At 63.5% G+C, this 23,144-nt stretch carries 23 protein-coding genes; 20 read left to right on the forward strand and 3 right to left on the reverse strand.

Annotation, left to right across the window (positions count from 1 at the left end; translation table 11 throughout):
* Nucleotides 1–78: 78 nt before the first annotated feature.
* From FJY68_00775 to FJY68_00870, 20 genes are all read left to right on the forward strand, one after another.
* Entirely contained in the window at nt 79–711 is a 633-nt protein-coding gene (locus tag FJY68_00775) for a pilus assembly protein (GenBank protein MBM3330364.1), read from the forward strand.
* A gap of 27 nt (nt 712–738) precedes the next feature.
* Nucleotides 739–2,361: a hypothetical protein gene (locus tag FJY68_00780; protein ID MBM3330365.1), complete on the forward strand. Its 1,623-nt coding sequence runs from the start codon at nt 739–741 to the stop codon at nt 2,359–2,361.
* A 4-nt stretch (nt 2,362–2,365) separates the two neighbouring features.
* Nucleotides 2,366–2,971 (forward strand): hypothetical protein, encoded by a 606-nt coding sequence (locus FJY68_00785; protein ID MBM3330366.1) that lies wholly within the window; start codon nt 2,366–2,368, stop codon nt 2,969–2,971.
* 5 nt (nt 2,972–2,976) lie between these two features.
* Entirely contained in the window at nt 2,977–3,717 is a 741-nt protein-coding gene (locus FJY68_00790; protein ID MBM3330367.1) for a hypothetical protein, read from the forward strand.
* A 6-nt stretch (nt 3,718–3,723) separates the two neighbouring features.
* On the forward strand, nt 3,724–4,479 hold the full coding sequence (locus tag FJY68_00795; protein ID MBM3330368.1) for a hypothetical protein: 756 nt from the start codon (nt 3,724–3,726) through the stop codon (nt 4,477–4,479).
* Complete coding sequence (locus FJY68_00800) at nt 4,457–5,659, forward strand: hypothetical protein (protein MBM3330369.1); 1,203 nt, start codon at nt 4,457–4,459, stop codon at nt 5,657–5,659. The genes FJY68_00795 and FJY68_00800 overlap by 23 nt, the downstream gene beginning before the upstream one ends.
* A 271-nt stretch (nt 5,660–5,930) precedes the next feature.
* Nucleotides 5,931–7,316: a CpaF family protein gene (locus FJY68_00805; protein MBM3330370.1), complete on the forward strand. Its 1,386-nt coding sequence runs from the start codon at nt 5,931–5,933 to the stop codon at nt 7,314–7,316.
* Complete coding sequence (locus tag FJY68_00810; GenBank protein ID MBM3330371.1) at nt 7,195–8,148, forward strand: hypothetical protein; 954 nt, start codon at nt 7,195–7,197, stop codon at nt 8,146–8,148. The genes FJY68_00805 and FJY68_00810 overlap by 122 nt, the downstream gene beginning before the upstream one ends.
* Before the next feature lie 7 nt (nt 8,149–8,155).
* On the forward strand, nt 8,156–9,031 hold the full coding sequence (locus FJY68_00815; GenBank protein ID MBM3330372.1) for a type II secretion system F family protein: 876 nt from the start codon (nt 8,156–8,158) through the stop codon (nt 9,029–9,031).
* Nucleotides 9,028–9,660 (forward strand): hypothetical protein, encoded by a 633-nt coding sequence (locus FJY68_00820; GenBank protein ID MBM3330373.1) that lies wholly within the window; start codon nt 9,028–9,030, stop codon nt 9,658–9,660. Before FJY68_00815 ends, FJY68_00820 begins: the two co-directional genes overlap by 4 nt.
* Before the next feature lie 33 nt (nt 9,661–9,693).
* Nucleotides 9,694–9,915 (forward strand): hypothetical protein, encoded by a 222-nt coding sequence (locus tag FJY68_00825; GenBank protein MBM3330374.1) that lies wholly within the window; start codon nt 9,694–9,696, stop codon nt 9,913–9,915.
* A gap of 41 nt (nt 9,916–9,956) precedes the next feature.
* Nucleotides 9,957–11,429: a hypothetical protein gene (locus tag FJY68_00830; protein ID MBM3330375.1), complete on the forward strand. Its 1,473-nt coding sequence runs from the start codon at nt 9,957–9,959 to the stop codon at nt 11,427–11,429.
* Nucleotides 11,430–11,445: 16 nt separating this feature from the next.
* Complete coding sequence (locus FJY68_00835) at nt 11,446–12,960, forward strand: hypothetical protein (protein ID MBM3330376.1); 1,515 nt, start codon at nt 11,446–11,448, stop codon at nt 12,958–12,960.
* Nucleotides 12,961–13,042: 82 nt separating this feature from the next.
* A complete protein-coding gene (locus FJY68_00840; protein MBM3330377.1) occupies nt 13,043–14,029 on the forward strand; it encodes a hypothetical protein in 987 nt (328 codons plus the stop codon).
* Nucleotides 14,030–14,158: 129 nt separating this feature from the next.
* Nucleotides 14,159–14,860 carry a TetR family transcriptional regulator gene (locus FJY68_00845; protein ID MBM3330378.1) on the forward strand — a complete coding sequence of 234 codons (702 nt, stop codon included), beginning with the start codon at nt 14,159–14,161 and terminating at the stop codon, nt 14,858–14,860.
* 11 nt (nt 14,861–14,871) lie between these two features.
* Nucleotides 14,872–16,017 (forward strand): hypothetical protein, encoded by a 1,146-nt coding sequence (locus FJY68_00850; protein ID MBM3330379.1) that lies wholly within the window; start codon nt 14,872–14,874, stop codon nt 16,015–16,017.
* Nucleotides 16,018–16,030: 13 nt separating this feature from the next.
* On the forward strand, nt 16,031–16,750 hold the full coding sequence (locus FJY68_00855; GenBank protein MBM3330380.1) for an ABC transporter ATP-binding protein: 720 nt from the start codon (nt 16,031–16,033) through the stop codon (nt 16,748–16,750).
* Nucleotides 16,747–17,925, forward strand: a complete 1,179-nt coding sequence (locus FJY68_00860; GenBank protein ID MBM3330381.1) for an ABC transporter permease — start codon at nt 16,747–16,749, stop codon at nt 17,923–17,925. Before FJY68_00855 ends, FJY68_00860 begins: the two co-directional genes overlap by 4 nt.
* Nucleotides 17,926–18,025: 100 nt before the next feature.
* Nucleotides 18,026–19,411, forward strand: a complete 1,386-nt coding sequence (locus FJY68_00865; GenBank protein ID MBM3330382.1) for an ABC transporter permease — start codon at nt 18,026–18,028, stop codon at nt 19,409–19,411.
* A gap of 346 nt (nt 19,412–19,757) precedes the next feature.
* Nucleotides 19,758–20,363 carry an outer membrane lipoprotein-sorting protein gene (locus tag FJY68_00870; protein ID MBM3330383.1) on the forward strand — a complete coding sequence of 202 codons (606 nt, stop codon included), beginning with the start codon at nt 19,758–19,760 and terminating at the stop codon, nt 20,361–20,363.
* A gap of 617 nt (nt 20,364–20,980) precedes the next feature.
* Here FJY68_00870 and FJY68_00875 read toward each other — a convergent pair.
* From FJY68_00875 to FJY68_00885, 3 genes are all read right to left on the reverse strand, one after another.
* A complete protein-coding gene (locus tag FJY68_00875) occupies nt 20,981–21,340 on the reverse strand; it encodes a type II toxin-antitoxin system PemK/MazF family toxin (GenBank protein MBM3330384.1) in 360 nt (119 codons plus the stop codon).
* Nucleotides 21,324–21,557 (reverse strand): ribbon-helix-helix protein, CopG family, encoded by a 234-nt coding sequence (locus FJY68_00880; protein ID MBM3330385.1) that lies wholly within the window; start codon nt 21,555–21,557, stop codon nt 21,324–21,326. The genes FJY68_00875 and FJY68_00880 overlap by 17 nt, the downstream gene beginning before the upstream one ends.
* A 96-nt stretch (nt 21,558–21,653) precedes the next feature.
* Nucleotides 21,654–22,952: a replication-associated recombination protein A gene (locus FJY68_00885; protein ID MBM3330386.1), complete on the reverse strand. Its 1,299-nt coding sequence runs from the start codon at nt 22,950–22,952 to the stop codon at nt 21,654–21,656.
* Nucleotides 22,953–23,144: the final 192 nt, after the last annotated feature.

Here is a 23,144-nt window from a genome sequence, read left to right on the forward strand (position 1 = left end):
GCAGCTCTACAAACTGACGCGTCAGCAGAACATCACGGGCGAGAGCTTTGCGATGGCTGCCCAGGTGCTCCTCGACAAATGGGCGGCGCGCGGCTGCGACGCCTGCACCGGGACACGAGCGGGCAGGCACTGCTCGAAACCGTGGTCGCCTTTCCGGTGCTCCTGTTCTTCATGCTGGTCGTCATGGAGTTGTCGCTGCTGTACAATGCCAAGCAGTTGGCAAACTACGCCGCGTTCTGCGCGGCCCGCACGGCAGCGGTCAACGGCGTCAGCGCTACCGGGAAAACGCACTTCGCCGCGGCGATGGCGATGAGTCCGCTTTCCTCCGCGACCAACGTCAATGCCAACGAGATCCTGCTCGACTACGGCCTGACGAACCCGACCCAGACGGTCGCGGCCATCTGCAGCATCCCCGGTTTCCAGGGCGACAACGACAAGTGGCTGGCTCGTCTCGCCAACGCCTACCTGAGGACCGGTGCGCCTTCTTTTGCCGTGGCAAACTACGGGACGCGGAAGAACGTCACCGCGAACGTCACCTACGTCTATCGCTGCAGCTTCTGGCCGTTCGGCATCGTCTGGGGCCAGTCGGCAATCACCACCTACTACAACTCGCTCCCGGCCATCATCAAGCCTTTCGCCACGTTCGTCAATACGTGGCGCTGGAACATTGTGATTCACGGCCGCGCCGTGACCGACTACTGGTCATCCTAGCGGCATGAGGGTACAGGGGGAAACAACATGAAGCCGTCTTTCAGCCAACGATCGCCGGTCGCTCTCGGCCGGCGATTGCTCTCTGACACCAGCGGGCAGGTGCTGCTGTTCGGCGCCGTGCTGGTAGTGGCGATTCTGGCATTCCTGTTCGTGATACCGAACGGAACCCAGATTACCACCAAGAAGATGCGCGCGCAGACCGCGGCCGATGCCGGCGCCTTCACCGGTTCGGTCTGGCTGGCCCGCGCCACCAACCTGAGCTCGAACATGAACATCGGCATCAAGAGCGTATACGAGTGGACAACGGTGCTGACCGTAGGCTCGGCCCTGGCACAGGCGCTCTATTCCGACACGCTCGACTCTTCGGTCCATGCTTTGGGCGGGCAGATCACGCTGGCATTGTTCGGCAGCTCGAACCCGGTGACGGTGCACACCACCGAGTACCCGAGTGCGATCCGGAAGCTGGATACCGCCGCGCAGTGGCTCTACTCGCTGCAGGGCGACATCGCTACCAGCTTCCACAGCGTGGCAGCCACGCTCGGCACCCAGCAGGCCTGCAGCAACGTGGGCGTGGCGTATCCGCCGACTCAGGCGGCGGGAGGCTGGGCGATTGTCCGGACCAACGACACGATACCGCTGCTGTTACCGACCACGGCCGGCGACAGCGTGATCTACGCCGGTCTGAGCCAGCTAGCGCTTGCTCTGGATACTCTTCCGACCCTGGATCCCAACATCACGCCCGCCTACGGGCAGGTGATAGTCAGCCCGTCCACCTGGGACGTCTGGGCCTACTATTCCGATACGAGCCTCTGGTTTGACCGCGTCGACAGTATCTACCACTGCTACAAGAAACCCGTCATTTTTGAGTTCCAGAACAACTACAGCGGGAAGGTCGACACCGGGATCCAGTACATGGACCCGAGTGACAAGGGATACCCCGACTACAATCGCGGAGACAGCTGGCCGAAGTGGGTCTTGTACTGTTCCGAGGGTGAAGGGAATCACCACGTCTTCATCTGGCCCAACGGGGTCGGCAATCCTCCCTACAAGAACACCGACCAATGGACCTTGATCAACAACCCTCATCCCGGCAACAACCGCTACAAGTTCGACACCGTCTGGACGCATGTACACCTGGCCAAGAGCACGGATACGTCCAGCCTGAGTGACTACGTGAGCCCCGAGGAGTCGATCTGGCTCGAGGAACACGAAGACGAAATCCGCAGCCACTACTGGAAATCCACCGGGTTCTACACCGGCGTCGAATCCACCGTCCCCTACAAGGGACCGAAGGTCCGGCCCCGCCGGGTCAATCCCGGCCGGGAGTTTCGCACCGTATGCTATGTCTGGCGGCAGGGAGCCTCAAGTGCTCCCTACGGCCTGGGCGCGCCGCTGGGCGGTACTTTCTTCCCGCGTAACGCGGTGGCGGCGTCAAGCCCGATGTTCGCGGTTGCCCGGTCAGTGCCCTACCAGACCCTCAGCAGTCCCACCCAGAACGAGCTTTTCTTTGAACCATCCTGGGACGTCAAGCTAACTCCGTTTGATTCGCTGGCGGTCGTGGAGATCACCGGCGATACGGCGTATTGCGGGCGGACTGGGTACTGCTTCGACAACCTTGAGGAGCTGCGCAAGTATGCGTTGCTGCCATAGGGCCGTGAAGGTCAATCGTCCCGCTTCCATCTTCCATCGCCTGTGTTCCGACGACAGGGGATTGGCGGTGGTCGAAGGGATACTCGTCTTCGTGCTCCTTGCCGGAGTACTGCTGGGCTGCGTCCTGCTGGGACAGTGGGGAACGCACCTGCAGAATTCGCAGATGGGCTCGCGGCTGCTGGCATTCAATGCCGGCAGCGCTTCGCTCGCTAAGTTCGGGAGAGCGGCCGACACTGCTACACAGACGCTTTCCAGTTCGAGCTGGGACACGCTGGCCGCCGGCCTGCCGGCAGGCTGGCTGAACACCATGTTCGTGCTGCCGAACGAGAGCTACCGGGGCCGCGTGAAGGGCACGCAGCGGGGGCGGCTGCCGACTGCGGGCCCGTCCACGTTCAGCTTTTCGCCGTCGTCCGTGGGATACTTCACCAGCTCGGGCGCGGCGACGAACCCATGGAAGACGACGGTGACAGATGCCCGGACGACCTTCATGGGCATAGCCTACTACGTTGGGCGCTACCGGGTGAGTCCGCAGTCAATCGGTTCAAAACAGACAATCCCGCCCGCGATCCCGGTTGTGGAGAGCATCTACAGCCGTATGGGAGGCCGGTAGCAGCCGTGAAGGTAGTGCTGCGTGTGGTCCTGACGGTGCTGGTGGTCGTGCTCGGGCTGGTGGTCGGTATCAAGCTGACCCCGGGGCTGGCCTCCTGGACCGGCCTCGGACGGCGGGCGACGGCTCCCGAACTTCAGTCCGCGCTGGCCGGCGGGACGCAGCCGGACTGGGGCGGCGGACGGGTGACGTTTTCCAACCGTTCTGCGGCGGGGAGTATTGACTCGGCCAGGACGGCATCGCCGGGAGATAAGTCAAGCCAGCAGACCTTCTCCGGTTCCGCCGGCGGGGTCCTGCTAAGGCAGAAGTCGGACTCCGACTACGCGCTCACACTGGCGCTGCGGTCCCGCGGCCAGGAGAAGACCACGTTGTTTGAGGTGCCATCATCCGGACGTTTCCGGAAAGAGATGCTTCCCGGAGAAGCAGATGCCGAGCCCCCGGCCGCGGACATACCTCTCTACCCACAGTCGAGCTGTCGGATGCAGGTGGGCCGCGGCACCGCTACTTTCATCGGGTTCTACCTGACACCCGACAGCGTGGAAGCGGTGCGTTCCTTCTACATCCGGGCCTTGACTCGACTTGGCTGGCAGCACCTGGCCGCCGGCGGCCCCGGATTCGTGGAGACTTTCACCAAGCGCAAAGATGACCGGTCGGTCGTTGTGCAGTTGAGGAGACAGGACTCGGTGACGACGCGCATCGGCCTGGTGGCAACGACCTCGGGCGGTCCTACCCCAAGCGAAAGGAAATGAACTGATATGGCGGATGAGCAGAAAGCCAGTCTGATTCCCTCGGGTTCCCTGCGGACGCTGATTATCGCCGTGCTGCTGGGCGTAGTCGGCATCGCCCTCATGAACATGTACTTCCGCTCCCGAACCAAGAAAGTGCAGTGGGTTTCGGTCGCGGTCGCCACCAAGCAGATTACCGGCGGGGACACCATCCGCAACGGCTCGCTGGTAGCCAAGGACCTGCCCAAGGAAGTGATCGGCGGCAAGTTCGTCGAAGGCAAGGACATCGTTGCCGTTACCGGCAGGGTCGTCGGCGTGGAAATGGACCCCGGTCAGCCTCTCTATTGGAACGCCATTCCGCTTTCGGCCCAGGGCGGCTACGACAAGTACCTGAGGCCGGAGCTCAGGGAGAGGGCGTTTGCGCTGACCCTGGGCGGAGTGCTCAGTTCCGGAACCAGGGCCGGGGACGTGATCGACATCCTGGGCACCTATTCTTCCGAAGGGAGCCGCCGGACGGCATTTGAGGTGCTGCCCGCGGTGACGGTCATCGACAAGATCGGCTCAGTGCTGGTGCTCAGCGTCACGCCGGAGGAGCAGTTGCTGCTCCTTGCCGCTCAGCCTTTCGAGCTGACCATGTCCATTCGCAGCAAGCTGGAGCCGAATACGGACCTGAAGATGACGCCGGTCAGCATGAACGAAGTCCTGCCCCGGGCCAAAGAACTGGGAACGGCAAGAGCGGCGAGACTGCGCAAGGAGGCGGCGGATGGGAAGATCCAACGTGACTGATACTCGAAAGGGACACGGCATGCGATATCTGATTTCGCTGGCAATCCTGCTCCTGGCCGTCGGCGGCACGGCCCGCGCCGGCTACGAAGAATTGACCGTCGGGGTGGGCGAGCAGAGAATCGTCGGCGTCCCCTCCGGCAGCGACATCACCTTCACCGGCCCGCTCCGCATCAAGCGGCTGGACGCTGGAAGCGTCAAGGTCATCGGCGACGCCCCGGGCTGGGGGTCGGTGACCATCAAGAGCGGCAGTGACATCACGCAGTATTCGGTCACGGTCGTCGAAATCCCGCCGGAGCAGACGATTTCCCGGCTGAGAGCGCTGCTGCCGGACGTGCCGCTCACCTACTCCACCGGCGGCGGAAAGGTGATCGTCGGCGGCCGCGTCGAAACCAGCCGGGACCTGATGCGCTTCAACCGGATAATGGAGATGTTCCCCGGGGTGGTGAATATGGTCACCATCGCCGCCAAGGAACCACTGATCGACATTGCCGTGACTCTCGTCGAGGTGGACGCGTCGTCCGGCTCGGGCGTGGACCTGCTCAACATCGGCTCGCCTGCCGGCGGGGCCGGCCTGACCGGGTCGATCCCCCTGGGCGACATAACCGGTGGAACAATCAACCAGGACGATTTCCAGGTTCAACTCAATCTGTCCAGTGCGATTCTCAGCGCGCTGAAAGCGCAGATCGAGGATGGCCGGGCCAGAATCGTGGCCAGCCCGAGAGTCGTCACGCAGAACCTGAAGCAGGCGGAGATCACCTCCGGCGGAATGATACCCTATCCCGTCGTCAACGCCAACGGGGGGGTGTCCGTCGAATACAAGCCGTACGGCATCAAGCTGACGGTGACGCCGGAAGAACGGGACCAGGACATCCTGCTGCAGTTGCGCCTTGAGTCGAGCGAACCGGTCGGGACGGTGACAGGCGGTAGCCAGAACCCGCTGACCGCCCGCAGCCTGGATGTGAGCATCGCGGTCGAGAAGGACCGGACCCTGGCAATCGCCGGGCTGTTCAACGCGGTCACGGCCCGCCAGACCCGCGGCGGCTGCCTCTTCCCTTTGTTCTCCGCCTCCGCCTCCACCCGCCAGCGTGAGTTGATCGTCCTGGTGACCCCGCGCGTGTCGCTTGACGGCATCCAGCAGGATTTCTTCAAGCTGGTCACGCCCCGGGACCTGACGAAGTAGGGAGTAACGGACAGTGGCTGACCCGGAAGCGCCGGACAAGAAGCAGGTGCCGTCCGATGTCGGCAGTCGGATTGCGGACGACAAGTCGGACGTGATTGCCGACTCGGAGGCCTCAAAGGACCTGGCCGAACTACTCGACCGGACCGACCGTCTGCTGGGTACCGGCCCCGGCCGGGGCCGCCGCGCGTCACCGGCAGGCCCGGAACGCACCGCGGCTCGTTCGGCGGAAGTCCGGGATGGCGACCGTCTGAGCGCCGGGTCGCCCGGGACGATGCTGGACCTGCTGACGCCGTCCGGGGTGCGGCAAACCAAACGTGAAGACCTGCAGGAGTCGGAGCCGGGCACGTCCGGTGGATGGTCGCCCACGGGAGCGCCCGGCGACAACGTGGACGACCTCAAGCAGCGAGTCCAGGACGAGCTGCTGAAGCGCGTGAACAAGCACAAGGCAAGTTTCGAAGGTGTCAGCGACGAGGAGTTCCGGGCCAAGGTCCGCGAGATAGTGGTGGCGATACTCTCGGAGCCCACCACGGTTATTCCCTCCGGCTGGTCACCGGAGGCGCTCCTGACCGAGCTGCTGCACGACTTCCTTGGTCTGGGCGCCCTCGAGCAGTTCATCGCCGACGATACGATTACCGAAATCATGGTCAACCGGCCCGACCGGATCTACATCGAGCGCGATGGCCGGCTGGAGCTTACCAAGGCCCGGTTCCTGAACGAGGGGCAGGTTCGAGCCGTCATTCAGAGGATCATCCAGCCCCTGGGCCGGCACGTGGACGAGAGTGTCCCCTACGTCGATGCGAGGTTGTCGGACGGTTCGCGCGTGCACGCCATCATCCCGCCCCTCGCCATTGACGGCGCGAAGATCACGATCCGCAAGTTCTTCAAGAACCGCCTGACCACTGAGGACCTGCTCCGGCTGGGCTCGCTCAACCGACAGATCGCCCGGTTCCTGGAGATGGCAGTCCGCTACCGCGCGAACATCATGATCTCGGGCGGAACCGGCACCGGTAAGACCACCCTGCTCAACGTCCTCTCCAACTTCATCCCGGACAATCAGCGGATCATCACCGTCGAGGACGCGGCGGAGTTGAAGATCAACAAGCAGCACGTCATCTCGCTGGAGGCGCGCAACCCGAACACCGAGGGCACCGGCGCCGTGAACATACGCGAACTGGTCAGGAACACGCTCCGCATGCGGCCGGACCGGATCGTGGTCGGCGAGTGCCGCGGCGGCGAAGCCCTGGACATGTTGCAGGCGATGAACACCGGGCACGACGGGTCGCTCACCACCATTCACGCCAACTCTTCTCGGGATGCGCTCTCCCGGCTGGAGACGCTGGTGCTCATGGCCGGCGTGGATCTCCCGTCGCGCGCCATCCGGGAACAGGTCGCGGCGGCAATCCATCTCGTGGTCCAGGTGTCGCGCATGCCTGACGGCTCGCGCAAGGTAACCGACATCACGGAGATCGCCGGCCTCGGCGAGAACAACGTCTTCCTGACCCAGGAGATATTCACTTTCAAACAGCAGGGATTCGATGCCGCCGGTCGCGTCATCGGCCGCTTCCGGCCGACCGGCACGGTCCCGAGGATGGTGGAGCGGCTGCGCGCCCGCGGCGTCAAGTTCCCCATGGAGGTGTTCGCTGCTCCTTCTGCTTAGGTTCGCGTCATACGCCGCCGTGTTCATAGCCGTGGCCCTTATCGGCCAGCTCGCGCTGCAGGCCCTGGACGTCTACCGCCGCCGATTCATCGTCCAGACCGAGGAGAAGGTCGAGTCGCTCTACCTGGGCGTTTCACCGCAGCGGTTGTGGCTCTTCTCGCTCATGGCCGCGGGCGGCGGCGCGCTCCTGCTGGGCCTGGTGTCGGATTTCGCGATCGTGCTGGTCGGGGCGGGGGCCGTGGGCGGGTTCATGGCACCGCGTTTCTACCTGAATGCCATGGAGCAGCAACGGCGCAAGAAGTTCGACGCCCAGTTGCTTGACGCCATCCCCATGCTGGCCGGCGCCATGAAAGCCGGCATGAGCCTGATGCAGGCGATGGAGCAGGTCACCAGGGAAATGGGAGCGCCGATACGGCAGGAATTCGCCCACGCCCTGCAGGAGAACCGGGTCGGCAAGCCGATCATCCAGGCACTTCTGGATATGAAGAACCGCATTCGCTCGGATGACCTCGATATCACCGTGAACGCCATCAGCATCTCGCAGGAGACCGGCGGAGTGCTGTCCGACCTGCTGGTCAAGATGGGCGAGACAATCCGCACTCGAAACCGGGTGCGGTCGAAGATAGTGACGTTGTCTTCTCAGGGACGCCTGCAGGGCATCATCATGATCTTCATCCCCTGGTTTCTGGCGCTGGTCGTGTCAATGCTCGACCCGGGCATGATACGTCCGATGTTCACTACCAGTACCGGGCAGTTGATGCTGGTGGTGATTATCATACTCGAGGGCCTGGGGTGGCTGGTAATCCGACGGATCGTGGCTATCGACGTCTAGGAGGCACATGATAGTCGTAGCGTTCGCAATCTTCGTGGTCGCCGCCTTTCTCGTCATCCGCTCGTTCGCGCAACGGAAGAAGCCGAAGGCAGCCGCGCCGGTGGCGGAGCTGACCGGCCCGTCGGACGTACTGCGGTCTGCCCGGCCTCTGCTGCGGCAACTCGGCGGCTACAGCCAGCGAGTGCCGCTGCTCGGGCTCAAGGAGAGGTACGCGAGTCAGCTGGAGCGAGCCGGTCTGCGCTTCGAGTTGAGCGTCGACGAGTTTCTGGCGTTGAAGGTCGGCGCTTTGGTGGTCGCCATGGTACTCGCTTTCGCTTTCTACGCCGGCGTATCGCAGAGCGTTCTGGTCGTGGTCTTCATCATGTTCCTGGGACTGGTTCTGCCCGACCTGCGGTTGTCTTCCGCGGTGCAGAAGCAGCAACACGCCCTGTTGCGATCCCTGCCCGGTTTTCTGGACCTGCTGGCGCTCTCCGTGGAAGCCGGAATGGGTTTTGACTCGGCGGTGCTGCGGCTGACCGAGGTGCTGGAGTCCGGCCCGCTTATCTGGCGCTTCCAGACTTTCCTGCGGAGTGTGAACGTGGGCAAGACCCGCGTCGAGGCATTGAGGGAAATGGCCAAGAAAGTGGATCTTCCGGACTTCACGACCTTCACCAACACCGTGGTACAGGCAACCGAGACCGGCGCGAGCATGGGACCGGTGTTGCGGGCCGTATCAGGCGACATCCTGTCCCGCCGGTTCGACCGGGCCGAGAAGGCTGCGCACGAACTCCCCATCCGGATATTGCTGCCCCTTTTCGTCTTCGTTTTCCCCGCTACCTTCATCATGATTCTCGGGCCCGTCTATTTCCAGTTCCTGGCTTCGGGCGCGGCAGGTGCGCTGTGATACAGGATTCAGATCTCAACGGCATCGAACCGGACTATGGTGAGCTGGCGACCATCGAGGATCCGCAGCCTCTTCGGAGGAAACGTCCCGGCAAGGTCATCAGGCTGGCCGGCATTGCGTTCCTTGCCTTTGTCCTGATAGCCGGCGTGATCGTGTTCACGCCGAGCCTGAGGCGGGACTTCCTGCCGGAGCTTGCCGCCAGGGCGGGGTTGGTGCGGCGCGCGCCGAAGCCGGCGGACCCGGAAGCGCTGCTGCCTGTGCCTGTTCTCTGGGCGAGGCTTGAACTCCGATCGCTGCCGGAAAGCGTCGTCCAGAACCTGACGCAGGGGAGGTACTACTATGACAAACGCCTTCCCGGCAACTTCGGCCTGGCAATCGACTACTGGAAGAAGGCCCTGGCCGGCATGGGAGAAGCTGAGAAGGTCGGCGTGCAGCGCCTCGTTGTTTCGGCCGAGCGAGAGCTGGCCCGGCACTTCAGCGCCGACTCGGCGGACGCGTTCGTCTTGCTCAAGCAGGGCAAGCGCGACGAGGCCGTCGCCTTGCTGGAGAAGATGCGGGCCGACTACCTCGACGTGAACTCGCCGCAGTACAATTGGGCTTCGCAGATGCTCTACAAGAGGCGACGCTGAGTTGACATGGTCCGCTATGGCCAGGGGGAGCGTATGACGACAGCCGGGCATGGACACGCGAAGAGCAGAGGTGGGGTTATCACTGTTCTGGCCGGGAGACTGCTTGGCGACGAGACCGGTGTCACTACCTTGGAGTACGTGGTAGCCGGCGTCGCCCTCGCGCTGGCGGCCGTGGCTGCCTCCAGGGTATTGGCCAGCGTGCTGAAGAGCTATCTCCACCGCATCTATCTGGTCGTCCATCTGCCGATACCCTGATCTCCAGACCTGGTCCGCGCAGCTTCCTGGTTCGTGCGTTCGTGCCCAGCCCCGCGGTCGGCGTAGCCCTCGCCGCATTCGCCGCCGCGCTGGCACGTCCCGGCAACTCCGACACCCTCTGGCATCTGGCACTAGGCCGGTGGATTCTCACCCGCCGCGCGATTCCCGACATCAGTAGTTTCTACTATTCGGGGACGACGGGCTTCGGCTACGACTACTCCTGGCTGGCCCAGGCGCTCCTGTATGGCGCGTACCGGCTGCTCGGGGGAGCCGGCATCGCCATCCTGAATGCGGTCGTGGCCGGCTTCATCTTCTACTTCCTCTACAAACTGCTGGAACGGAACAGCGTGAACATGCTGGTGAACTTCGTCGCTCTCTGCCTGGCACTGGCGACTACCACCGCATATCTGTCGGGGCGGCCGGCGATGTTCACCGTGGCGCTGTTCACTCTGGAGCTCTTCATCCTCTCCGGCTGGGCCGCGTCCGGCGGCGCGGGCGGGAGCACACGGCCTTTCCGCCTCCTCATCTGGCTGATTCCACCATTGACGGCCCTTTGGGCCAACCTGCACCCCGGTTTCCCGGTTGCCCCGCTCCTGATCCTGCTCTTCCTGCCCCTGGGGGAAAGAGCGAGGGACCGATGGGTCATGGCCGCGTGCCTGGCCGCCACCTGCGCTGCCATTGCCCTCAATCCCTACGGCTGGAGGATGTACCTGATGCCGCTGGAGATGGCGCGCGCCCTGCCGATGTTGCGCGGGCTGACAGAGTGGACGGGCGTGTCGGGTGTGGAGGCAGTGCTCTGGGGTGGTTTCGTGGCGCTCGTCACCTGCGGGCTGGCGCTGCGCCGGCAGCCGCTGCCGCTGGTCGTCTTGACCGCGGGGGCTGCGTTGGCTGCCGGCGTCAGCAACCGCAACATGCCGCTCTTCGGGGTAGTCGCAGTTTTCATACTCGGCCGCACCCTGATCCCCGTTCTCGCACCCGGACTTGGACGCGTGAGGCTGGTGCGGAAGTTCGAGGTGAAGTTCGAGGCTGTCGGCGGTTGGTTCTGGGTGATCGCGGTTCCTCTGTTCGTGGCCGGGGCAGAGCGGTTGGGGATGCCCCTGACTGACCTCTCGTTCAATTTCTCCATCTATCCGTCAGCCGCGGTCCAATACCTCGAAAAGCACGCCTGCCCGGAGCGGATCTTCGTCCGCGAGGACTGGAGCGGGTATCTGTTGTGGACGTTTCCGGACCGGCAGCTCTTCTACGACGCGAAGGGCGGCTTCAGCCGCGAGGCAACGCTGGCTCACTCCCAGCTCGTCAAGCCGAAGGCCGAATGGCGCGGAGTGGTAGATCGCTTTGGCCTCTCCACGATGCTGCTGGATAGAGGTAGCCCGCTTGCCGTTCTACTCAGCGAAGCCTCCGGCTGGAGACGAGAGTACTCCGATTCGCTGTTCGAGGTCTTCGTGCGCCGGCCCCGTGACCCGGAGCAGGCTCTCTTCCCGTCCTCTCCCGGCCCGGTGACTACGGAACAATGAGGGCCGGTATCTAGGGGTGAGACACCTGGCTGAGAAGCTGCGCGCCCTGGTACGGGGCGCGGTTTCCGCTTCCGGTGACGGGCCCGTTGTCGCGGCTGGTGTGGCGGCCGGAGTCCTTTACCTCCTACTGCCGGCAGCGACGGGACTCGACTATCGGTTGCTGGCCCAGAGGGGACCGTATCAGTTGATGTGGCTGAATCTGCTGGGCGCACACTATCAGCTTCCCATAGAAACGCCCAAACCCCTGAGCGTCCTGCTGGCCGGGATACTCGGGTCCGGGCCGGCCTTCTACGCCGCGACTTGCATAGCAGTTGGACTGTGTGTTGCCGCGGCGCTGCGCCTGGGAAGGGCCATCAGCGGGAGCTACTGGCCCGGCCTGGTGACAGCGGTGACCGTGTTCGCCCTCAGGGGGGAGGGCATATACTACGTCCTGGTCGGCAACGCCGAACCATTTCATGCCGCGCTCGTTCTTCTTGCCCTGGCCGCCATTGCCGAAGGTCGCCTTCGCCTGGCGGCGTTCGTAGTCCTGCTTGCCTGTCTCCAGAGGCCGGAAGCCTGGGCGCTCGCACCGCTGCCTTTGCTGTTCGCTTTGGCGTCCAGGCGGCGTTTCGATCCGGCGCTGTCGCTGCCGTTCATCGCACCTTTCGTCTGGGCGGCTTTTGACCGGGCAATGACAGGAGACTGGCTCTACTCGTTGCACGTGACCGCGTACTACCCGGTTGCCGCCGCCCTTTCCACCACTTCGCCCGGCAGCTACTGGGGCGACATGCTCCTTGAGCTGACAAAGGTAGCGGGCGATGTTCCGTTCCTCCTCGGCCTGGTCGGGTTGGGCATCTCGGCATGGAAGACCGCCCGCTCTCGTCCGGCCCTGACCGACAGCGAGCGGCCGTTGCGGCCGGCCGGGCGTCCCGCAATCCTCATCGGTCTCGCGCTGGTGCTGCCGCTCATGACGTCCTGGCTGACTTCCCTGTCCGGGCGCGTGCTGCAAATGGGGAGATTCCAGTTCCCATCCGCTCTGTTACTTGTGCTCTTGGCGACCTCGGCGCCTTTCCTCCTGCTCAGCGGTCGTGCTCCGCGCTGGCTGGTTGTGGCGATGTCCGCAGTGGTCGGTCTCAGCGCCTTTGCCCCGGGGCAGGTCGTCAAGTCGATACGCAGGGCCCGAGGCGATGGGCTCCGGGCCGTCGCCTACGCTCCCATAGCCGGTACCGTGAAGCAACTGATTGAGAACGGCACCGCCGAGGTGGCGGTGGTGTCGGAACGCCGCCTGTTCTATTTTGCCAGGTTGCTTGGCCCGGCCAATTCATGGAAGCTGCATTCGATCCGCAAAGTGAGGAATCTGTCGGGGGCCGTCCCGGCCACGACCCGGACCGGACTCCTTGCATACTACAACCAGGACGAGATAAACACACCGCCGACCGACAGCGTCTGCCGCTGGGTGCTGCGAGCCTGGCCGATACCGGCAGTTCTCGAACCGGTCGCGATGACGCCGGACAGTCTGGGCGGTGTCTGGCTGATCAGGCCTTCGCCCTAGCGGGGGCAACCCGGACAAGACGATACCCCGGACTGCGCCTTTGCGCATTTGACAAGCGGGAAGGGAAGCTTAACATCTGAACATGGTGAACAATAGAATCAGGATTCTGTCGTCAGCTATTGCCGTGGTAGCGTGCCTGGCAGCGACGAGCTGTTCGAGCAACATCAACCCCGATACGCCGCCGCCCCCCGGGGGTACCGTGATCAGCAAGGTCGGCGTGAACTGTCCGTTCCAGGTGACGGCGAGTGATCCGGATTTTGACCGTGTTTCGGTGCGGATTGACTGGAACAACGGCGACACGTCGGACTGGAGCGCGGCGTTCTGGTCGGGCGACACGTTGACGCTCGAGCATGCGTGGTCGGCGCCGGGTACGTTCAGGATATCGGCACAGGCCAGGGATGAGAAGGGCGCATTCTCGGCCTGGTCAAACTGGCATGCGGTCACTATCGCAGACACGGTGAATGCACCTCCCGGACTGCCGTCCGCGCCGGCCGGCCCTGACACGGGCTTCATAGATTCGACCTACGAGTTCTCGACGCTCGCAGGTGACCCGAACGGCGACCGCATACGACTGCAGTTCGACTGGGGTGACGGCGACACGTCGGGCTGGAGCAGCCTGGTCCCGGAGAATACTACCGTGACGATGTCGCACGGCTGGTTTCTGCCCGGCGAGTACTCGCTTGTCGCTCGGGCCAAGGACGAGAAGGGGTTGGTTTCCGACTGGTCCAATGTGCACGTCATGGTTGTTGTCGGCGACTCCGTAAGCCGGCCGCCGGGCATTCCGCTCGTGCCCATCGGCCCCGACACCGGGTACGTTGATTCGGCGTACGAGTTCCGGACCGCGGGTGGCGATGCCAACGGCGACAGCATCATGCTCCAGTTCGATTGGGGGAATGGCGATACGTCGGCCTGGAGCGCCCCGGTCGCGGAAAGCACGATCGTCAGCCTCAGCCATTCGTGGACTGCCGCCGGCGATTTCTCGATTCGGGCCAGGGCCAGGGACGTGGGGGACCTGGTCTCGGATTGGTCCAGCTTCCACGTCTTGACGGTCAGGGACTCGCTCAAGTAGGGGAGAGGTAGCCCCACACCGCCGCAGCCGCTGGCGCGCCCGTTGACAGCGGGCTCGGCCTTTCTATAATACAAACGATTGTTTGAAACAAACGTATGATTGCCAACGTCCTATTCGAAAGGTGCTGATATGAAGACTGAACATGCCGAGGCCAAGCAGAGGCTGTTCGACGCTGCCGTATCTCTTTTTGCGCGAGAGGGTTACGCGGCGGTCGGTGTGCGCGAGATCGCCAAGACCGCCGGGGTGAACATATCCAGCGTCTCCTACTACTACGGCGGCAAGGCCGGGCTGCTCTTGGCTATCATCGATGAGACATACTCCCGCTATGGCAGGATGCTGGCCGAGGCGGGGGATGATTCGACTCCGGCCGAGGAACACGTGCGCAGGATGGTTAGAGGCATCGTTCGGTTCTTCCGAGAGAACACGGAACTGGGGCTGGTGGCATTCGACTCCTTCCCGCCGGTGGATGATGCCAACACGATTGCGCTGAGGGTGAAGTGGGCCGAGGAAATCGGTGCCAGGCTGGCCGGCTTCTTCGGAAAGCTCGGGCTTGACACCAGCGACCCGGTGCAGATGGGCGTGGTACGCCGTTCGCTGCCGATGAGCGTCAAGGCTTTCTTCGAGGGCATCTTTGCGCTGGAGCAGAGCGGGGCAAGGGACCGGCTCGGGCCGCTGCCCAGTCTCGACGACGCGTTCTTCGAACACTACGCCGAACACCTTGCTGAACTCTTCCTGTACGGCGTGACTGGCATGACCAGGATGAGCCGCGAAAGGAAGAGCAAGCGCAGTTCCCGAGGTTCGAAGCCGAGGGGCAGGGCCAAGCCCAGATGAAGAGAGCGGTGATGACACGTCACGCAACCGGATGCGGCGCTCGATTGCTGCTTGTTGTCACGGCTGCCGGCGCCTGGGCCGCGACGTTGGACTTCAACGGCCGGGCATCAGGCTGGCTGGGCGCGAGTCGCGACAGTTCATATCGCGTCTTGGCGGGACTACGGTATCTGCCCGAGGCTCGGTTCTCCACGCCCATAGGCGAGCAGTTCGCCTTTGATGCCGAGGCGTCGGTCAATGCCCTCCTTGCCGCCGACGTCCGCAGCCGAGCTTGTTCGCTTGCCGCACGACTCAAGCCGTACCGCGGATTCGTGCGGCTGTCGTCTTCGCAGTTCGAAGCTCGCGCCGGTCTGCAGAAGATCAACTTCGGCTCGGCGACACTGCTCAGGCCGCTGATGTGGTTCGACCGGGTTGACCCGCGCGACCCGCTGGAACTGACCGACGGCGTGTACGGCCTGCTTGGGCGCTACTACTTTCAGAACAACATCAACGTCTGGGCGTGGGGCTTGCTGGGCAACAGCGCAGCCAAAGGCTGGGAGCAGCTTGGCGCGGTGCGCTGGAAGCCGGAACTCGGCGGGCGAGTACAGGTCCCGTTTCCTCGGGGCGAAGCAGCCGCAACCTACCATCATCGGATAGTAGACTACCACCACGTGGTGAAGATACCGGAGGCGCTGGACGAGCAGGACGAAGACAGGTTTGCCGTCGATACGAAGGTGGATATTGGGATTGGCCTTTGGGTTGAGGGAGCACTATCCCGCGAGACGCGGAGACTGGACTACAAGGAACTCCCGCCGATGTGGACGCGCGCGGCTGTCGTGGGCGCGGACTACACTTTCGGCATCGGCAGCGGACTGGGTGTCATGGCCGAGCACATGCTGGTCGGCAGCGCGAGTGAGCCGTTTGGCAGGGGAACCGACGTCCAACTCTCGGCCCTGATGCTCGGTTTACCGCTCGGGCTGCTCGACAACCTGCGGGGAATGGTCTACTACGACTGGACGAACCATGATCCCTACAGCTACCTTGGCTGGCAGCGGACGCTGGACAACTGGGTATTCAGCGTCGGGGCGTTCTGGAATCCGGATACGCCGGTTTCCCTCGGAGCGCCCGGCGGAGGCGCCGCGGGCAAGGGGATTCAATTGACGGTGGTCTTCAACCACTGAGGAGTGACAAATGGTGAACAACGGCGTGGTGATAGCTACGGACAAGCTGGTGAAGAAGTACCCGATGGGCAGGAACGAGCTGGTTGCGCTGAAAGGCGTGAGTCTGGCCTTCGAGAGGGGCGAGTTCGCCGGACTGGTCGGCCCTTCCGGGTCGGGCAAGACCACGTTGCTGAACATCATCGGCTCGCTCGATGCGCCGACCGCCGGCAGCGCCACTGTGCTTGGCAGCCAGGTTGAATGTCTGAGCCACGCGCAGGCGGCCGAGCTGCGAAACCGCCACATCGGCTTCATATTCCAGACCTTCAACCTGCTGCCGGTCTACACCGCGTTCGAGAACGTTGAGTTTCCCCTGCTGCTGCTTGGCATGGCGGGAGCCGACCGGCGCAAGGCGGTGATGGAGGCGCTGGAGTGGGTCGGGTTGGCAGATAGGGCCAGGTCCAAGCCGGCGCAGCTCTCCGGCGGGGAAGGGCAGCGGGTGGCGATTGCCCGGGCAATGGTGAAGAAGCCCGAGGTTGTGCTCGCCGACGAGCCGACCGCCAACCTCGACGCCGAGAACTCGCACAACATCCTCCATACGATGGAGAAGCTGAACCTCGACCTCGGCACGACCTTCGTCTTCTCGACCCATGACCAGAAGGTAATCGAGCATCTGCGCCGGAAGATTGTGCTGGTTGACGGCAAGATAGCTGCCGACGAGCGGCTGCAGCCCGAGCCGGACAGGAGCAAGCCATGACCGTTCTCAGACTGGCCTGGCGCAACCTGATCGGCGCCGGTATCAGGACCTGGCTCAACGTCCTCGTGCTGTCGCTGAGCTTCGTCGTCATCGTCTGGATGCAGGGGTTCCTTGAAGGGATGAACCGGCAGGTGCAGGACGCGATGATCGCCACTGAATACGCGGGCGGTCAGTACTGGCACGAGAAATACGACCCGTACGACCCGTTCACGCTCAGCGACGCGCACGGTGAGCTGCCGCCCGCAATCGCGGAGCTGGTGCGGGCCGGCAACGCGATGCCGGTGCTAGTGGTTCAGGGCTCAATCTACAGCGGCGGTAGCATGCGGCCGGTCATGCTGCGCGGCATCGACCCGCGGCAGGATATCGTCAACCTGCCGTCCGCGTTCCTTGTTCAGGACAGCGGCGCCGAGGAACTGCCGCTCCTCATCGGCAGTCGCATGGCGAAGTCCGCCGGCCTGAGACAGGACGACATCATCACCGTGCAGTGGCGTGATGCGCACGGCACGTTCGACGCGCGCGAGGCGCGAGTCGTCAAGGTCATCTCTACCACTGTCCAGAGCGTCGACATCGGCCAGGTTTGGCTGCCGCTGGATCGGCTCCGGGCGATGACCGACATGGCGGGACAGGCGACGCTCGTGACCCTCCGGCGCGGAGCCAGGCCGGCTGTCGCGCCCGCGGGCTGGACGTTCCATACGCCGAACGACCTCCTGAGCGACCTGCGGGCGATGGTGAAGGCGAAGTCCGGCGGCACCTCGATCTTCTACCTGATACTCTTGTTCCTGGCCATGCTTGCCATCTTCGACACCCAGATACTCTCGCTCTTCCGGCGCCGCAAGGAGATGGGTACGCTGATGGCCCTTGGTATGACCCGGGGCCGGGTAATCGAGCTCTTCACGCTCGAAGGCGGGCTCCACGGGGTGCTGGCCGCGCTGGTCGGAGCGGTGTACGGGATTCCGTTCCTCGCCTACACGGCCCGAACCGGCATCGGCATGCCCAAGATGATGGACAGCATGGGGTTCGCCATCGGCGAGCGGCTCTACTCGACCTACACGCCCGGCCTCGTGCTCGGCACTACTGTGCTCGTCTTGATTGTGACCACCATTGTCAGCTTCCTGCCGACGCGACGGATCGCCAAGCTCAAGCCGACCGATGCCCTGAGGGGGAGATGGACATGAGGACGAATTGCGAATTGCCGATTCCTAATGCCCAACCACCAGCCGGTCGGGGCATTGGGACTTCGTTAGGAATTGGGAATTGGTCATTAGGGTTTTTCTCATGGTAGGCTTCCTCTTCAAGGGGCTGCTGCGCGACCGGTCACGCAGCCTGTTCCCGGTGCTCGTGGTCGCGGCCGGTGTGATGCTGACCGTGTTTATGAGTGCCTGGGTCCAGGGCGAGAACCACGAGTTCGTCCGCGCCAGCGCCGCGTTCCAGACCGGCCACGTCAAGGTGACGACCCGCGCCTATGCCGAAAAGGCCGACGAGATGCCCAACGACCTTGCCATTGGCGGAGTCAGCGAAATGCTGGCCGGGCTCGCCGAGCGGTTTCCACGGTTCGTCTGGACCCCGCGCATCAAGTTCGGTGGGTTGCTCGACATCCCCGATTCGCTGGGTGAGACCCGCTCACAAGGACCGGTTGTCGGCATGGCAGTTGACCTCCTGTCCGATTCAAGCCCGGAGCCCGGACTCCTCAATCTCGAACCGGCACTGATTCAGGGCCGGATGCCGAAAGCGCCCGGCGAGATAATCGTGAGCGACGACCTCGCCCGCAAGCTCGGAGTCGCGGCCGGGGACCGGGCAACGCTCTTCGGCTCGACCATGTTCGGGAGCATGGCAACTGCGAACTTCACCATTGCCGGCACGGTCCGGTTCGGCATCACGGCGCTCGACAAGGGCGCGATCATCGCCGACGTGGCCGACATCCAGGCTGCTTTGGACATGACCGACGCTGCCGGCGAGATTGTCGGATTCTCGCGCAACGGCGAGTACGACGACCGCGCCGCCCGGCAGACGAGCCGCGAGTTCAACCAGCGTGGCGACGTGACCGGCGCGGGACATGACCGGAACTCTGCTGGAGTTTCGGATGGTGTCCCAAGCCCTTCCTCGGGCCAGTCCGGCACTGGGTCACTTGACCACTCGACCCCTGGAGCACCTTCTGTTGATCCGTACGCACCGGTGATGACGGCGCTGCCTGACCAGGGCGGCCTGGGCCAGGTGCTGGCCCTGCACCGGTTCTCGCTGGGCATCGTCATCGCGGTCTTCATGTTCGCGATGTCGCTCGTGCTCTGGAATGCCGGGCTGATGGGTTCGCTGCGCCGGTACGGCGAGTTCGGAGTCAGGCTCGCGATCGGCGAGCGCAAGGTCCACCTGTACCGGACGCTGATACTGGAGTCGGTGATGGTTGGCGTCATCGGCACCGCGCTCGGAACCGCGATTGGGCTTGGCGTCGCCTACTGGCTGCAGGCGACCGGACTCAACTTCGGCGCGATGCTCAAAGGCGCGAGCGTGATGGTTTCGCAGGTGCTGCGGCCGCACGTCACCCCGACCTGCTACTACATCGGGCTGATACCCGGCCTCGGCGCGACCGTGATCGGCGCGATGATATCCGGCGCTACCATATTCCGTCGGCAGACGTCAACACTGATAAAGGAGCTTGAACTGTGAAGCGGACTAATTCAAACTGCAAGAGTCAAAGTGCAAAGGTCAAAATGGTCATTGCCCTGCTTGCAGCTTGGGGCTTGCGAAATCACGGGACTGTACCGGATTGCGGCCGCGTCCTCGCGGCCGGGGACTGTCCCAGTGATTTCGTAGAGGAGAGAGCGTGAATACGTACTTTGGTCGTGTCGTTCGTGCTTCGAGTTTCATTCGTCATTCGAACCTCGGCATTCGGACTTCCGTCCTCGGCTTGTGCTTGAGCTTGTGCTTGGCAGCGGAGCCGCCCTCCGGCGAGTGGATACTGAACAAGGTGGACGAGAACGAATACTCGGACACCCGCGTGGTCGTATCAGAGATGGTCATCAAACTCGCCCGCAACTCCCGCACGGTCAAAGCCAAGTCCTGGATTCGCGGCGCGGACCGGTCCTTCACCGAGTTTCTCTATCCCGAACGCGAAAAGGGCACCAAGATGCTAAAGCTCGGGGACGAGCTCTGGACCTACACGCCTTCGACCGACCGCGTCATCAAGATATCCGGCCACATGCTCCGCCAGTCGGTTATGGGCTCGGATCTGTCTTACGAGGACATGATGGAAGACCACAAACTGACGAACGTCTACACCGCCAGTGTGGTTGAGGAAGACACCATGCTCGGCCGGCAGTGTTGGGTGCTGGAGCTTGTTGCGAAGAAGCCGGATGTCAGCTACTACAAGCGTCGAGTCTGGGTGGACCAGGAGCGGTTTGTGCCGTTGCGCGAGGACCGGTATGCCAAGAGCGGCAAGCTGCTCAAGACTACCGAGGTGAAGAGCGTCTCACTTCAGCACGGCCGCTGGGTCGCAGACGAAGTGGCGTTCAAAGACGCGCTCAAGTCCGGGAGCGGCACCGAGTTCAAACTCGACTCGGTCCGCTTCAACGTCCCGATACCCGACTACATCTTCTCAAAGGCAGCTCTCAAGAAGTAGCGCGAGTCAGAGGACAGGGCTGGCGCCCGGGCTGAAGCACATCTTCTGTCGCAGACGGGAATCGTGCGCAGGCAACCATCCATATGTAGTGGTGGGGCCGTTCCAGACCACAATTCTGCCGTGGGGGGGATGACCCGGAGGCTGCCTGGTGAGTTGCAGTCTCCGATGCAGTTCCGGATGGATTGACTCATGGAATCACCGGTGCTTTGGCCCGAGAAATGAACCGAGCAATGACGCAAGCAATGACGCGTGCATTTCCGCGAGCACTTTCGCGAGCTTTGACTCGTGCATTGCCGCGTGCAATGACTTATGCAGTGCGCGATTCAGTTCGAGATGCGGTTGATGACGCACTGGCCGATGCAGTTCAGTACGCAGTGAGTGATGGGTCTTTCGGTGCTTCGATCCGTGCTTCGCCGCACGCTTCGCGAGACGCAACTGCGGGTTCGGCGCGAGGTCGCAGGCAGAATCTCGCCGGCGATGCTCGAAGGCAGCAACCGGTCAGCGAACAGGCTAGTCTGACTTCGGCCGGCTGCGCTTCTTGAGTTCGGCCTCGAAGCCACGGTCAGGCGTCGCTGATCGTTCATTCGTGTATGGTTGGTTCGGACGGGCGCGGGAGGCTAGTCCAGGGCGAGGCTGATGCGCAGGGCGCGGTTTGCCGCGACCTGCAGTTCAGGAGTGAGCCGGCCGAGTCTACGAATCATCCGCTGCTTGTCCACCGTGAGAATCTGGGCAAGGTTGACCATTGATTCGCGGGGGAGACCGCAGGTGCCGCCGTGGACCACGACGGTCACCGGATAGGGCTTGACGGTGGTGGTAATTGCGGCGACGATGGTGGTCGCCGCAAACTGGTTGCCGACATCGTTCTGCACAACCAGGGCCGGACGGATGCCTTGCTGCTCGCTGCCACGGCCGGGATTGAAGTTGACCAGCCAGATGTCACCGCGCGAGGGCTGACGAGGCTCAGTCGAGGTTTTCACTACCGCTCCTGAGGCGTTCCTCCGCGGTTCGGCGGTCTTCTTCCGCCATGGCCTTGTACCCGACGGCAAGCTCCTGGTTCAGTTGCTCCTTCTCCCATACCTCCAGCGCCTCCTCAATCAGGGCGCTGCGGTTGGTGTCGCGGGCGACGGCGATCTCATCCAGTTGCTCCAGCCGGTCCGAGGCAATGGTCACTGTGACCTTCTGTCGTCTGGCCATATTTACTCCTATTCTGCCATACGTATTGTCCTACCGATCATACTTCCAGCTCCGCAGATGTCAATGGGGCTCTGACAGCGGCAGGACGCGGGCAGGCTAGTCGGACTTGGGGCGGGTGCGCTTCTTGAGTTCGGCCTCGAAGCCGCGGTCGGTCGGACGGTAGTACTTGCGGCCCTTGAGCGAGGGCGGTAGATGCTCCTGTTCGACTTTGGCATCCTTGAAGTCGTGCGCGTACTTGTAGCCTTTGCCGTAGCCGAGGCCTTTCATCAGGCCGGTGGGAGCGTTGCGGAGGTGGAACGGCACCGGCTCGGTCGCGCTCTTGAGCGCGTCGTCCTTGGCTTCGCCGTACGCGACATACAGCGCGTTGGACTTCGGGGCGAGGGCGAGGTACACGACCGCCTGCGCCAGAGCGGTGTTGCCTTCGGGCATGCCGATGAAGTGGACCGCGTCCTTGGCCGCGTTGGCGATGAGCAGGGCGTTGGGCTGGGCGAGGCCGACGTCCTCTGACGCGAAGCGGACGAGGCGGCGGGCTATGTAGAGCGGGTCTTCGCCGGCCTCAAGCATTCGCGCCATCCAGTAGAGCGCGCCGTCCGGGTCGGAGTCGCGCAGTGACTTGTGCAGGGCGGAGATGAGATTGAAGTGTTCCTCGCCGGCCTTGTCGTAGAGCAGGAACTTGCGCTGGACCACGTCCTGAGCCAGCTCAAGCGTCACGGCCCGCACTGCGCGTCTGTCCGGTTCGGCCGAGGCTACACACAGCTCGATGGCGGTGAGAGCGGCGCGGGCATCGCCTTGCGATACCACGACGAGGTAATCGAGAACGTCATCGGCGACTTCGGGCTTGAGCGACGCCAGGCCCTGCTCAGCGGCCAGGGCGCGGCGCATCACGGTCTTGACATCGTCGGGGCTGAGCTGGTTGAGCACATACACCCGGCAGCGCGAGAGCAGCGGCGCGATGACCTCGAAAGACGGGTTCTCGGTGGTCGCGCCAATGAGGATGATGCGGCCCGATTCGACGTGGGGGAGGAAGGCATCCTGCTGGGCCTTGTTGAAACGATGAATCTCATCCACGAAGAGGATCGTGCGGCGGCCGTGCATCGAACGTTCGAACCCGGCCCGCTTCACCACCTCGCGTACCTCTCCGACTGAGGAAGTGACTGCCGACAACTGGACGAAGTGGGCTTTGGTGTAGCGCGCTACAGCCAGCGCCAGCGTAGTCTTGCCTGAGCCGGGTGGACCCCAGAGGAGCATCGAGTGCAGTTCACCCTTCTCGATCATCCTCCGGAGCGGCTTGTCTTTGGCGAGCAGGTGGTCCTGGCCGACTATCTCGTCGAGCGTCTGCGGCCGCATGCGGTCAGCGAGGGGCGAAGAAGGCTCTATGCTTGAAGCACCACGCATTACGCCAGCCACTACGCCGATGCCGGTGTCCGGCGTGTTGCGTCCAGCGTCAGGCGTCTTACGTCGTGCCACGGGCAATTATAGGGCAGCCGGCGCAGAAGAGAAGTCGGGCGAAGTCAGAAGCTGGAGGCTAGACTGCAGAAGTCAGAGCTGGTCTCCCTGCCTGGTGATCAAATGCCCGTCCGGCCCGGT

It is taken from the genome of candidate division WOR-3 bacterium, from assembly GCA_016867815.1.
Taxonomy (GTDB): domain Bacteria; phylum Hydrothermota; class Tepidihabitantia; order Tepidihabitantales; family Tepidihabitantaceae; genus UBA2258.

Excerpts from the sequence above, each read along its gene's own strand:
- FJY68_00885 (MBM3330386.1), bottom strand. The coding sequence starts at position 22,952 with ATGCGTGGTGCTTCAAGCATAGAGCCTTCTTCGCCCCTCGCTGACCGC.
- FJY68_00880 (MBM3330385.1), bottom strand. The coding sequence starts at position 21,557 with ATGGCCAGACGACAGAAGGTCACAGTGACCATTGCCTCGGACCGGCTG.
- FJY68_00860 (MBM3330381.1), top strand. The coding sequence starts at position 16,747 with ATGACCGTTCTCAGACTGGCCTGGCGCAACCTGATCGGCGCCGGTATC.
- FJY68_00840 (MBM3330377.1), top strand. The coding sequence starts at position 13,043 with ATGGTGAACAATAGAATCAGGATTCTGTCGTCAGCTATTGCCGTGGTA.
- FJY68_00845 (MBM3330378.1), top strand. The coding sequence starts at position 14,159 with ATGAAGACTGAACATGCCGAGGCCAAGCAGAGGCTGTTCGACGCTGCC.
- FJY68_00775 (MBM3330364.1), top strand. The coding sequence starts at position 79 with ATGGGCGGCGCGCGGCTGCGACGCCTGCACCGGGACACGAGCGGGCAG.
- FJY68_00850 (MBM3330379.1), top strand. The coding sequence starts at position 14,872 with ATGACACGTCACGCAACCGGATGCGGCGCTCGATTGCTGCTTGTTGTC.
- FJY68_00795 (MBM3330368.1), top strand. The coding sequence starts at position 3,724 with ATGGCGGATGAGCAGAAAGCCAGTCTGATTCCCTCGGGTTCCCTGCGG.
- FJY68_00780 (MBM3330365.1), top strand. The coding sequence starts at position 739 with ATGAAGCCGTCTTTCAGCCAACGATCGCCGGTCGCTCTCGGCCGGCGA.
- FJY68_00805 (MBM3330370.1), top strand. The coding sequence starts at position 5,931 with ATGCTGGACCTGCTGACGCCGTCCGGGGTGCGGCAAACCAAACGTGAA.
- FJY68_00870 (MBM3330383.1), top strand. The coding sequence starts at position 19,758 with ATGGTCATCAAACTCGCCCGCAACTCCCGCACGGTCAAAGCCAAGTCC.
- FJY68_00810 (MBM3330371.1), top strand. The coding sequence starts at position 7,195 with ATGCCGCCGGTCGCGTCATCGGCCGCTTCCGGCCGACCGGCACGGTCC.
- FJY68_00800 (MBM3330369.1), top strand. The coding sequence starts at position 4,457 with ATGGGAAGATCCAACGTGACTGATACTCGAAAGGGACACGGCATGCGA.
- FJY68_00825 (MBM3330374.1), top strand. The coding sequence starts at position 9,694 with ATGACGACAGCCGGGCATGGACACGCGAAGAGCAGAGGTGGGGTTATC.
- FJY68_00865 (MBM3330382.1), top strand. The coding sequence starts at position 18,026 with ATGGTAGGCTTCCTCTTCAAGGGGCTGCTGCGCGACCGGTCACGCAGC.
- FJY68_00815 (MBM3330372.1), top strand. The coding sequence starts at position 8,156 with ATGATAGTCGTAGCGTTCGCAATCTTCGTGGTCGCCGCCTTTCTCGTC.